General features: G+C 59.8%; 9 protein-coding genes and 5 pseudogenes. 4 read left to right on the top strand and 10 right to left on the bottom strand.

From position 1 onward, the window contains the following. Positions 1-466: 466 nt before the first annotated feature. The 5 genes and pseudogenes from B0G69_RS18705 to B0G69_RS18690 form a co-directional block, all read right to left on the bottom strand. A pseudogene (locus tag B0G69_RS18705) lies at positions 467-609 on the bottom strand (DDE-type integrase/transposase/recombinase); the annotation flags it as partial. Continuing rightward, positions 600-758, bottom strand: coding sequence for a hypothetical protein (locus tag B0G69_RS41030; RefSeq protein WP_158608951.1), 159 nt, complete (start codon positions 756-758; stop codon positions 600-602). The pseudogene B0G69_RS18705 and the gene B0G69_RS41030, both read right to left, overlap by 10 nt. An 80-nt stretch (positions 759-838) precedes the next feature. After that, on the bottom strand, positions 839-1,087 hold the full coding sequence (locus B0G69_RS42995) for a transposase (RefSeq protein ID WP_347232486.1): 249 nt from the start codon (positions 1,085-1,087) through the stop codon (positions 839-841). After that, positions 1,005-1,289, bottom strand: a complete 285-nt coding sequence (locus B0G69_RS41025) for a hypothetical protein (protein WP_158608950.1) — start codon at positions 1,287-1,289, stop codon at positions 1,005-1,007. The genes B0G69_RS42995 and B0G69_RS41025 overlap by 83 nt, the downstream gene beginning before the upstream one ends. A 200-nt stretch (positions 1,290-1,489) precedes the next feature. Then, positions 1,490-2,040 (bottom strand): annotated as a pseudogene (locus B0G69_RS18690) (transposase); the annotation flags it as partial. A gap of 447 nt (positions 2,041-2,487) precedes the next feature. Between B0G69_RS18690 and B0G69_RS18685 the strand changes: the two are divergent. From B0G69_RS18685 to B0G69_RS42990, 3 genes and pseudogenes are all read left to right on the top strand, one after another. Further along, entirely contained in the window at positions 2,488-4,155 is a 1,668-nt protein-coding gene (locus B0G69_RS18685) for an alkaline phosphatase family protein (protein ID WP_121319940.1), read from the top strand. 730 nt (positions 4,156-4,885) lie between these two features. Further along, on the top strand, positions 4,886-6,226 hold the full coding sequence (locus B0G69_RS18680; protein ID WP_347232485.1) for a PAS domain-containing protein: 1,341 nt from the start codon (positions 4,886-4,888) through the stop codon (positions 6,224-6,226). After that, a pseudogene (locus B0G69_RS42990) lies at positions 6,148-6,462 on the top strand (diguanylate cyclase); the annotation flags it as partial. The gene B0G69_RS18680 and the pseudogene B0G69_RS42990, both read left to right, overlap by 79 nt. Here the strand turns inward: B0G69_RS42990 and B0G69_RS18675 are convergent. The 5 genes and pseudogenes from B0G69_RS18675 to B0G69_RS18655 form a co-directional block, all read right to left on the bottom strand. After that, positions 6,383-6,838 (bottom strand): annotated as a pseudogene (locus B0G69_RS18675) (IS30 family transposase); the annotation flags it as partial. The pseudogenes B0G69_RS42990 and B0G69_RS18675 overlap by 80 nt on opposite strands. A gap of 142 nt (positions 6,839-6,980) precedes the next feature. Further along, a complete protein-coding gene (locus B0G69_RS18670; protein WP_121319815.1) occupies positions 6,981-8,555 on the bottom strand; it encodes an IS66 family transposase in 1,575 nt (524 codons plus the stop codon). Between the two features lie 30 nt (positions 8,556-8,585). After that, a complete protein-coding gene (gene tnpB, locus B0G69_RS18665) occupies positions 8,586-8,939 on the bottom strand; it encodes an IS66 family insertion sequence element accessory protein TnpB (protein WP_014194213.1) in 354 nt (117 codons plus the stop codon). Continuing rightward, complete coding sequence (locus B0G69_RS42760; RefSeq protein WP_121319813.1) at positions 8,927-9,346, bottom strand: transposase; 420 nt, start codon at positions 9,344-9,346, stop codon at positions 8,927-8,929. Before B0G69_RS42760 ends, tnpB begins: the two co-directional genes overlap by 13 nt. Positions 9,347-9,467: 121 nt before the next feature. After that, positions 9,468-9,653 (bottom strand): annotated as a pseudogene (locus B0G69_RS18655) (IS30 family transposase); the annotation flags it as partial. A gap of 56 nt (positions 9,654-9,709) precedes the next feature. On the opposite strand from B0G69_RS18655, the gene B0G69_RS18650 reads away from it, so the two are divergent. Further along, positions 9,710-10,687 carry an IS5 family transposase gene (locus B0G69_RS18650; RefSeq protein WP_121319938.1) on the top strand — a complete coding sequence of 326 codons (978 nt, stop codon included), beginning with the start codon at positions 9,710-9,712 and terminating at the stop codon, positions 10,685-10,687. Positions 10,688-11,164: the final 477 nt, after the last annotated feature.

Below are 11,164 nucleotides of genomic sequence, written 5' to 3'. Positions count from 1 at the left end.
TGGCATCGGCCCGGCTGTCGTTGCTTTACAGTCCGCGGGAATCGCGACGGCACTCGATGTGTTGGCTACGAGGGACAATCTGGCGGAGCTCGCGCGTCGCTTTGCAATTGACATGTATCTCTTCCTTCGATAGAAATGTCAGGGTGTTGTAACCTACAACATGTCCGACACACTGCATTAAGCGCAATGTACAGCCCCATGATACGAGGTTGGGGCTGAACCAAACGAGGGAAAAGAGGGGCGATTGACCACCTATTCAGAGGACTTTGAGGCGACGACAGGCCAACGCTGACTGTTTTCCGTCCTTAAACTCAAGCATGGTTCACGACCCGCCGTGTGAATGGTTATGGTGCAAATAGCGAAGGCGAGCGAGAAGACCGCCTTTCCTGGCGGCATTAGCGAGCCGAAAGAACCGCCGTCGAAATCGAGGGCGCAGAAGTATCTTTAGATGCGCGGCCGCGAGATCGAACTCACATTTGCGAATGCGATGCATCAGCTCGATACCGGAGATTGTCACGGCCGCGTTTGGAAGCGTTTGAACTCGAGCATAACGTTCACCCGCGATTTGATGTGGCGATGATCCTGCTCGATCAAATTGTTCACGTACTTCGACGATCCAATTGCACCACAACCACGCCGAGCAGTTCGCCGGCGCGTCTTGCAACATCACTGCTTCTGGCGTGAGTGGCGATCTGCTGGTCGCAGCGGGCGAGCCGCAGGTTCAGCGCGGCGAGTTGTTCGCGCACTTCGAGCAACATGGAGCGCACCGGATCAGGCAGCCTGGCAACTTCGATCAACTGCGGCAAGGCTCTGAGAAAGCGGTGTGCAGAACGCGCAATTACCACTCCGAATTCTGCCAGTAGCCGCGGATGCGGTTCAGCAGTGCCGTGCGTTCCTCCTGCCAGCCATTACGCACGCTATGTGACGCCAGGATCGCCTGCTGATCGACGGACTTGATCGCCACAAATCGCATCGTCGCCTGTCGCGCCGCAACAGCGATGGCCTCAGCATCGGCTGCATCGTTCTTGCCTCCCGGCCTGAACGGCTTGACGAACTCCGCCGGAATAAGCCGGGGGCGTATGACCACGCGCGGCAAACCAACGACCCCAATGGTGGGAAGAACCGCAGGCTTCCATCGCGGCGCGGCACGATGACAGTTGTTCGGCCCATCGGATGAATGCCTCGCGTCGCAGCACGCGCCGGTGCAGCACCGCATCCACCGCATCGAGTACGCAGATCGCGAACACATCCTTTGCCAGGTCGATACCGACGGTAGTAAGCTGGTTCATGACTTCCCTCCTTTTCAGATTGATGGCTGATACCTCAATCCTGGCACTCGATGCCGTGCGACTTCAATGTCGCCTCAGGTTGGCGAAGTCCCTCACATTTGAAAAGTCGCCCGTGGTTCGGAACGTTCGGTATCCAGGAAGACATCGATCGACCGGAGCGATTCGTCATGATGGGCCCCAGCAACGTCGGATTGTGTCCAGTCTGCCGTCGCCAACGCGGAAAGATATCGCGCGATGCTCTCATCAATTTGTTGCAGACGCGCCTTGACCTTCCCGCTAGATAAAATTCCGACCGCGATTATTGACGGCTTTGAACTTGCTACCGTCGATGGCCACTATCGATTCTGAAAAGAGGTCAGACTTCGGCATAGCACGATGAACTGGCTGCAGACAATGCGGATTGCCGGGCCGTTGTTGTCTCGGAAATCGGCGATGGTCTTAAAGTCCGGTGAAAGGCGGCCCGTAAGCCACATAAGCTCGATGTTGCGCTGGGTCTCACGCTCAAGACGCCGACTCGACTGAATGCGATTCAGATAGCCGTAGACGTGAATCTTGAGCAGCACGGGTGGATGATATGAGGGCGTCCCGTCATCGCGGGAGCGGCTCCCTCAAAGCCCAGATCATGAAGATCAAGCTCATCGACAAAGACGTCGACTACGCGCACTGGATTGCCGTCGGACACATGGTCCTCGAGGTACTCGGGCAGCAACACAGCTTGCTTACGGTCTTCGCCTTCAACGAATCGCTCCATGTGCCCGCCCGACCTGAATGGGTTACTTCAGTTTGGGCGATCAGCACGCGTTTTCACACAAGCTGGACCCATCTCCGACATTCACGCGGCAGCACTGAAAGTCCGAGTCGCCAATCATTGCGGACATTCCTGCAGCCCATTATCCGTCGAACTGATACGCACCGCCCCCCGACGTTCGCATCCGTCAGCGCAGCACCCTAACAGTCAGGACACGAGCAATGGCCAACGACCGTTCCCGCATTTCAGCGGATAGGATACTGCAGTCTTTCGTTATGTCTTAAAAGCATTCCGCCGATACAAATTCTTACACTCTCTCAAATGCACGCCCCTTGAGCCTTCTGGCGCCCGTCGGAAGACAACCGAAAGCAACCCTTCACAGGACTTTCTCATTTCAATCCTTACCTCTCGTAGGGCGCGGTCGTTCACAATCAACATACGAGGTGACGAATGGACAACATCAGGAAGTGGGTTGGAGGCGGTGCAATATTCAGCGCGAGCGTGCTGGCGTTCGCGAGCATGGGCGCGACAGCGCAGGATCACGATGGCGATCACCACAACCAACACTACACGCATATCTTGCTGATCAGTGTGGACGGGATGCATGAGGCCGATCTGGTCAATTACGTCAGGACACACCCGGGATCGACCTTCGCGAAGCTCGTCAAACATGGTGTCGAGTACACACATGCTTCGACCTCCAGGCCCTCGGACTCGTTTCCAGGGCTTCTGGCCTTCGCAACCGGCGGCAGCCCTCTTAGCCACGGCGTATTCTATGACGATACCTATGACGCTACCTTGTATCCCCCGGGCAGCAATTGCACCGGCACGCCCGGCACGGAAGTAAGCAACTTCGAAGCACTCGATTGGGATCTCACCAAGCTGGACGGCGGATCGCCGCCACCCGGCGCAACGTTCGACCCACGCAATCCTCACATCAATCCCGCGAACCTCGCGTTGCGCAAGACCGCTAACGGCTGCGAGCAGGTCTGGCCTCATCTATACATGAAGCACCATACAAACACGATCTTCGAGATCATCCATGAGGCCGGTCTGCGCACCGCATGGTCGGATAAGCACCCGGCGTACGAGATCCTCAACGGGCCGTCGGGGTTGGGACTGGACGAACTCTACGCCCCCGAGATCAACTCCACCTCCCTACAAGCGAATGGCTATCCGAACGCGCCTGCGACCGCCGATTGGACCGCCGACCCGACCTATACCCGGACGTACGACGGCTTCAAGGTCAAGGTCGTCCTGAACTGGATCCGCGGACTGGATCAGACCGGGACGAAGCAGGTCGGTGTGCCGGCGATCTTCGGCATGAACTTTCAGGCGGTCAGCGTCGGACAGAAGGTCACGGTGGCCATGGAAGGCACCACCACGACCCGTGGTGGCTATCGTGACGCAGCCGCGACCCCGACAGTGCCGTTGGATCAATCGCTGGACTTTGTCGATGCCTCGCTGGGTCAGATGTACGATGCACTCAACGCGGGCCATCTGCTTCAATCGACACTGTTCATCGTCGGCGCCAAGCATGGCCAGTCGCCGGTCGACGTCACGAAGCTTCACATGCTTAGCGGTTCGAAAAACGCTTATGCGACCGCCGACGTGAGTGACCCCGCCACCCTGCTCACCAATGGCGGCGTAGCGGTCGCCCAGGAAACGGCCGACGACGTGGCGCTCTTATGGCTCAAAAACCACGGCGATAGGGACCAGGCAGTATCGATCCTCAGCGCTGACCAGGGAAGCGTCAATTCCACCCGCATTCAGAGGCTCTATGACGGCGCAACCTTGAAGTCGATCTGGGGCAATCCAGCGGAGGGCCGTGTTCCTGACATCATCATCCAGCCGATACATGGGACGATTTACAGCGGGAGCGCGGCAAAGCTCGCCGAGCACGGCGGCCTTTCGGGTGACGATACGAACACACTGTTGGTGGTCTCCAATCCGAAGCTGGAAAAGAAGGAGGTCGATACGCCTGTGACGAACATGCAAGTGGCGCCGACCATTTTGAAAGCGCTCGGCCTCGACCCACACAAGCTCGTGGCCGTTCAGCGTGAAGGCACCCATAGCCTTCCGGGCCTCAAGACCAATGGGGACGACGATTTGGAGTAACGGCGGTGCAAGCGCCGGCGGCCACTTTTAGCTCCAGGCTGCCGGGGCGTGTTACTGAGAGGAGCGGCGTCAGCACGGGAATGCTCGTTGAGTCCAATAATTCGCCATGAGTTCGCAAATCTGACGTGCAACGCGTGCTCAGACAGCCGAGCATGGTGAGCCCCGCACTGTAAGTGCGGGGGTTAAACGGCCGTTCTGGATATAAACATCGGCCTTCGAAGCGACGCCGCAACTGTCTCTTCAATGGCCGAACTCGGTCCGGCGCCGATCGGTCCCACCGGTGAGAGCCGCCGCCTTCCTTGCTGTTAGCAGCGGGCGACACGAACGACTGCGGGCTGTCGCTACAGCCCGCAGGCCGGGCATCCGTAGCGAAACCCATCCTTGGCGGTCGTCGCGAACCAATTCGCCCTAAATGTACTGCGTGCGTTGCCGTTATACAGTCGTTTGCCACGGCTCGCGGCTCCTCCCTGTAACGGCTTACTATGCTGGTTCGCAACGATTTGCACGACGGCGTTGTTCCGCCTACCGTACCCACGGTCGACGAATTGGCACCGACAAGGGCCAACACCGAATGTCAGGCGTTGGTAAGGCTTGCGCGGGCTCATTTCGGCGTCACAACTTCTCTCGTCACCTTATCGACCCGCTTGGGGCAAAGGCCAAAAGCAGTGGACGGCGTCTTGCCTGACGCGCTGCCTCCGGACCTGACAGTGTGTCGTCACAAGCATGCTCAATGATGGACAGGATGGTCATCGTGCCGGATACGCACGACGACGAGCGCTTTCGCGGTGGGCCTTCCGATCTCACGGTGCGATTGCCACGCTTCTACGCTGCCTGTGCGCTGACGGACGCCACCGGACGCCATCTTGGCGCGCTATACCTGCTGGATGATTTGCCCCGCGCGCTAGATGACGCGCAACGGAGGTTTCTGTACGAACTGGCCGGGGTGATCGCCCGCGGGCTTGAACGTACGGATGTGCTCACGGACCTAAGCGACCGCGTGAAAGCACTGGAGGAACGCGCGGAACTGATGACGCTGGCGCTTGACGGCAGCGCAACCGGCGTCTGGGACCGCAATGTTGCCACCGGCGAAATTCATTACTCGCCTGCATGGAAAGCGATCCTCGGCTACGAGTCCCACGAGCTTGGCAACAGGATCGAAGACGCCTATCTGCGTTTGCATCCAGACGACCTTGCTTACGTCAGCGCAGCGATGCAGGCGCACTTTGAAAGCAGATCCGACAGCTACGCGGTCGAGCACCGGATCCGATGCAAGGACGGCAGCTACAAGTGGATCTGCAGCCGCGGCAAGGTGGTCGAGCGCGACGGCAACGGGCGAGCGCTGCGCATGGTCGGTACGACGACCGATATTACAGCGTTGCGGGAAACGGCCGAGCAGCTCCAGCAGTCCGTCGACCTGGTCACGAACCTGACCGACGAGGTGCCGGGCCTCGTCTTCCAATACAGGTGGATGCCCGATGGACGCTCCTTCTTCTCCTATGCAAGCGACGGTATCCGCGACATTTTCGAATTGATGCCACAGCAGCTCGCGACGACCGCAGAAGCCATCGACGCACAGGTCGATCGGCGTGATCTGGCCGCGTACCGCCAGTCGCTCAGGCAATCTGCCGCAAGCCTATCGTCGTGGCACCTCGAATTTCGCGTGCAACTGCCGCGACAAGGCTTGCGCTGGCGGCAAGGGGATGCGCGGCCGCAACGGCTGGCTGACGGCAGCACATTGTGGCACGGCTTCATCACGGACGTGACCGAGCGCAAGCAGATCGAGGCTGAACCGCAGGAACTCGCGACTATCGACTTCCTCACGCAGTTGCCTAATCGCCGGTACTTCATGAAGCAGAACGAGGCCGAGTTGGCGCGCATCCGCAGCACCGACAACGACGTGGCCGCGATTGTGACGTTTGATCTGGACTACTTCAAGGCTTCAAGGCGCTCAACGACCGACGGGGGCATGCAGTTGGCGATCTTGCGCTCGCGCATTTCGCCATGCTTCTACGTGCCGAAATGCGGGTCGGTGACATCGTTGGGCGCCTGGGCGGCGAGGAATTTGCAATAGTGCTGCCGAATACGGGTCTCGACGCTGCGATCAAGGTCGCCCGGCGCGTCCAGCAGCGTGCATTTCGAACCCCCTTAATTCACGGCGACGTGCGCATCGAGCTGTCCGTCAGTATTGGCGTCGACATTATGCGAACGACCGATGCAGGGTGCAGATTCAACCGGTCGATGCAACAGTTTGATGAAATCGCTCAGCTGGTGTGTCGAAGTTTAGTGTTTTCCGGGGGCGTTCATTGAGCCGCCTTGCTACTGCATTAAGCCGGGCCTGTGAATAGACGGAGAGATCGGTACCTTTCGGGAAGTACTGCCTCAGCAATCCATTCGTGTTTTCGTTCGAGCCGCGTTGCCATGGATGCTGCGGATCGCAGAAGTAAACTGCCGTGTCAGTAGCCACCGTGAAGCGCTTGTGCCCGGCCATCTCTTTGCCCCGATCCCAGGTCAGTGATCTGTACAGTTCCTGAGGCAGCTTGCCAGCATGTTTTATGAGGGCGTTGACGACGGTCTCTGTATCCTTGCTGGCAATCTTCACCAGCATGACGTAGCGGGTTTGACGTTCGACGAGAGTTGCAATCTGGCTGGTCGCGTTACCAAACAGCAGATCGCCTTCCCAATGGTAAGCGACTCGGCTGGGCCAGTTTCTCATTCGCGCGCGCGTGAGGCATGATGGTGCTGTCGTGGTGGAATTCGTACAGATCACGGGGGATCGTGTCCATGATCGGCGATCGTGGACAGGATCCACGCAAATCTATCCAGATCTACCCGGTTAAGGGTGTAGGCGCAGTGGCCGGCTTCAGTTTGTCGGCCACGTTCCAGGGCAGCAATTCGTCGATGCGTGAGATCTTGTGATCAGCGATATGGGTCAGGACGTATTCCAGATAGGCGCGCGGGTTGATCCCGTTGAGCTTTGCCGACCCGATCAAGCTATACATCGCGGCGGCTCGCTCGCCCCCGCTGTCGGAGCCGACGAACAGATAGTTTTTGCGTCCGAGCGCGACACAGCGCAGCGCGTTTTCGGCAAGCACGTTGCTGATCTCGACTCGACCGTCCTCGCAGTAGAACACGAGCGCCGCCCAGTGGTTCAGCGAGTAGTTGATTGCTTTTGCGAGCGCGGACTTCGTCGATAGCGTCGCCAGTTTCACCCTGATTGTCGCTTCGAGCTTCGCGAGCAACGGCTTGCTCTTTTCCTGCCTCAAGCGCAGACGCTCGTCAGGCGCCTTGCCGCGGATGTTGGCTTCGATGCTGTAGAGTTCGCCGATCATATCGAGCAGTTGCTGGGTATCTCGAGTCGGTGTGCGCGCATGAACATCGTAGATGTACCTCCTCGCGTGATCCCAGCATGCCGCTTCGTGGATCTCGCCGCTCGCATACAATTGATCGAAACCGGCGTAAGCATCGGCCTGCAGGATCCCGCGGAATGCGGCGAGCCGGGTCTGAGGATGGACGCCTTTGCGATTCGACGAGAAGTCGAACCATACCGCAGCCGGCTCAGTCGAGCCCGAGCGGTGATCGTCACGCACGTAGACCCAGAAGCGACCGGTCACCGTCTTTCCGTTGCCTGGCGCGAGCACCGCAACCGGTGTGTCGTCGACGTGTACCTTGCCGGGGACCAGCACGTAGCGCTGGATTGCTTCAACGAGCGGCCCGCAGAGCTCGGCGATCTGCCCGATCCAGCGGCCCATGCTGGCGCGATCCAGCGTCACGCCGTCGCGTGCCGCAATCTCCGATTGGCGGTACAGCGGTTGGTGATCGGCGAACTTCGATACCGCAATGTCGGCCAGCAGGCTCGGATGCGCGATACTGTGCTCGATGGGCAGGCTGGGCATCGCGGGCTGTTCGATGTGGCCGCAGTCAGGACAGCACAGCTTGTGACGGATCGTGCGGATCACTTTGAACGCGGCTGCTACGCGCGCGAGCTGCTCGGAAACATCCTCCCCGAGTCGCTGCATCGTTGTCGCACACTTGGGGCAAGCCGGATTCGGTGTAAGTTCGATTTCATCGCGTGGCAAGTGCTGCGGCAGCGGCTCTCGCGTGGGCGCTCGACCGGGCGGCGCCGTCGACGTCTTGTCTCGATGCCCTCGCATCTCGGCAGCGCCCTGACCGGCCGTCAGGTCTTCCAGCTGCGCCTCGAGCTTATCGATCTGCCGGGCCAGTTTCTCGGACTTGCTTCCGAAGTACATCCGCCTAAGCTTGTCGATCTGCGCCTTCAGGCGTTCGATTTCGTCGTCCCGTGCGGCGATCTCCCGCACCATGTTCTCGATCGACGCCTGCTGCTCGAGCACCAGAGCTTGGAGCTCCGCGACGGTGGTGGGAAGCGGCGCAGATTGGGACATGCGTCGCAGTTTACGAGCCTTCGATGTGGTTTACAACATCGACAGAGCAGCGGTGCGTTGCGGGTGTCGCCAGTCGATGCCTTCGAGAAGCATCGATAGCTGTGCGCTCGTCAAATGGATCTTTCCACCGTCGGCCTGGGGCCAGATAAACCGGCCTCGCTCCAATCGTTTTGCGAGCAGCCAGAGCCCATCGTCGGTCGCCCAAAGCAGCTTCACGAGATCGCCGCGGCGGCCGCGGAAGATGAATACGTTGCCACCCAGCGGATTCTCTTCGAGCGCTGTCTGCACTTTCGCGGCCAGCCCCTGGAAGCCACAGCGCATATCTGTCACGCCGGCCACGAGCCAAACGCGCGTACCTGCCGGCAGCGCGATCACTTCAGGCATTCCCGCAGGAACGCTTCAGCGCGCTCGGCAGACAGGCCGCGAATCCTCACACGCCGTTTGCCGATCTCCACCTCGATTTCGCACACGGGCGCCGGCATCGGTACGCCGCTCGGCGCTTGCGACGCCACTGCCGACTCAGGCGGCCGCAGTACCAATGCCGAGTCGATCACGTCGACGCTCAATAGCTTCGTGCTGGGCACGCTCGGCGCAGCTTCGAGTGCAGGTATGACCAGCTTGCCTTCACGGTATTGCTTGCGCCATGCGAACACCACATTGGCGTTGATGTCGTGCCGTCGCGCAACAATCGACACCGACATGCCGGGTTCCAACGTCTCCCTGATCACCTGCTGCTTGAATTCTTGCGCATACGTGCGATGGGGATGCGTACGGCCCGCTGCGTTCGACATGGCTGACTGTCTCCGTCAAGTTGAACGCGCCCATCATGCGTCGAAATATTGAGCACTGGGAAACGGTCGTGCCGAGTCGCTTACTCCCAATGCCCGGGTATCGCACGGTCTTCCACTGTCGCTCCTCGCGCTCGGCTAGCGTCAACGCGAGTCTGGAACGACGTCGCGGTGCCGGCTGTATTCCGCCTGTCTCCGCGAGAATTCCCTGTATCGACGAGTGATTCCGATCGAACAGTTGCGCAATATGCTGGAGCGATTCACCCTTCCGCCAGAGTTCCCACCTTAAGGCAATGCTGATCAAGTCCACCGAGTTGGTACTTCACGCGTTATATAGATCGTGTTTAAAGAGGCAGGCAGAACAGGATGAAGCAGCAGACGCTGGCGATGGCAGCCGATCAAAGTGCGGGTTTCGAGACGCACCGCAAACGCACGCGGCGCGACGAGTTTCTCGACACGATGAATGCGATCGTGCCATGGGCGCAGTTGTGCGCGGTGATCGAGCCGCATTATCCGAAGCGCGGCAATGGCCGCCCGCCAATTGGTCTGGAGCGCATGCTGCGGATCCACTTCGTGCAGCACTGGTTCAATCTGGCCGACTTCGCTTGCGAAGAGGCACTCTACGACAGCGCCAGCCTGCGTCGCTTTGCCGGAATTGACCTGGGTTGTGAAGCCGTACCGGACGCGACGACGCTGCTCAAATTCCGGCGCCTGCTGGAGACGCACAAACTGGGCGAGCAATTGTTTGCCGAAGTCGGCCGGGTGCTGCAGGCCAGCGGCCTGAAGCTCAAAAGCGGCACCATCGTGGACGCGACGATCATCGGCGCGCCGAGCTCGACGAAGAATGAGCACAAGGCGCGCGACCCCGAGATGCACCAGACCCGCAAGGGCAAGCAATGGTACTTCGGTGCAAAGCTGCACATCGGTGTGGACAGCCAGAGCGGCCTGGCGCACAGCGCGGTGCTCACGCCGGCCAATGTGCATGACAAGCATCCACTGCCGCGATTGCTGCACGGCCAGGAGCGGCGCGTCTACGGCGACAGCGCCTATGCGAGCCAGAAGGAACTGATCCACAGCAAGGCGCCTAGGGCGCGCGACTTTACCAATCAGCGCACGCGCCGTGCGGGAGGCGAAGTCGACGAGGTGCAGCGCGGCAAGAATCGCAACAAGTCGAAGATTCGTGCCCGGGTGGAACATGTCTTCGCGGTCGTGAAGCGACTGTGGGGATTTACCAAGGTGCGCTATCGCGGGCTGGCAAAGAACGCCCACCGGGCGTTCGTCGCGCTCGCGCTGGCGAACGTCTACCTGTCGCGAAAGAAACTGATGGCACCGGTACGCCCATAGTGGGCGAAAGGCGGGCAAAGTGCCCGCCCAACAGGCCTGCGAGGGCCGAAAAGCAATGGCTTAAGCCCGGCCTCATGACTTGGCGACGTTCAAGTCGCTGACACGTCGCCGATTTAGTGGCTTGTTCAGCTTAGCCTTAACGCCTTCTGGCTTTCGCTGTAATAGATCTGGCGCCTCTGTTTCATTTGCAACACTCCCGCCGCTCATGCGACGTTCATTGTGTTGCATCGACCGGTTGAATCCGCCACCCCGAGCGGACTTTCGGCGCGCTCGAGACCGAACGACTGAAGTCGGGCCGTCATCGCCCTTCGCGAAAGCCCCACCTAGACGCGTGCACTGCCGCTCGACTATCCTTGTGGCACCATCAAGCGCTAACCGCGTTCTACCTCGCTACGTTTCTTCTGCTTCCTTTCACTTGTCGGCGATGCGTGAAAACACACTCGTTCCGCGTCGGGAGTGTGCGCGCAGGGAATACGC

This window comes from Paraburkholderia sp. RAU2J (assembly GCF_003634845.1).
GTDB lineage: Bacteria > Pseudomonadota > Gammaproteobacteria > Burkholderiales > Burkholderiaceae > Paraburkholderia > Paraburkholderia fynbosensis.
Note: the sequence above shows the minus strand (reverse complement) of the source record. Positions and strands in the feature narration are given on the sequence as shown.

Bases quoted from the DNA above. Each gene is read 5' to 3' on its own strand.
- B0G69_RS41030 (WP_158608951.1), bottom strand. From the start codon at position 758: ATGTTGCTCGAAGTGCGCGAACAACTCGCCGCGCTGAACCTGCGGCTC.
- B0G69_RS41025 (WP_158608950.1), bottom strand. From the start codon at position 1,289: ATGAACCAGCTTACTACCGTCGGTATCGACCTGGCAAAGGATGTGTTC.
- B0G69_RS18685 (WP_121319940.1), top strand. From the start codon at position 2,488: ATGGACAACATCAGGAAGTGGGTTGGAGGCGGTGCAATATTCAGCGCG.
- B0G69_RS18680 (WP_347232485.1), top strand. From the start codon at position 4,886: ATGATGGACAGGATGGTCATCGTGCCGGATACGCACGACGACGAGCGC.
- B0G69_RS18670 (WP_121319815.1), bottom strand. From the start codon at position 8,555: ATGTCCCAATCTGCGCCGCTTCCCACCACCGTCGCGGAGCTCCAAGCT.
- tnpB (WP_014194213.1), bottom strand. From the start codon at position 8,939: ATGCCTGAAGTGATCGCGCTGCCGGCAGGTACGCGCGTTTGGCTCGTG.
- B0G69_RS42760 (WP_121319813.1), bottom strand. From the start codon at position 9,346: ATGTCGAACGCAGCGGGCCGTACGCATCCCCATCGCACGTATGCGCAA.
- B0G69_RS18650 (WP_121319938.1), top strand. From the start codon at position 9,710: ATGAAGCAGCAGACGCTGGCGATGGCAGCCGATCAAAGTGCGGGTTTC.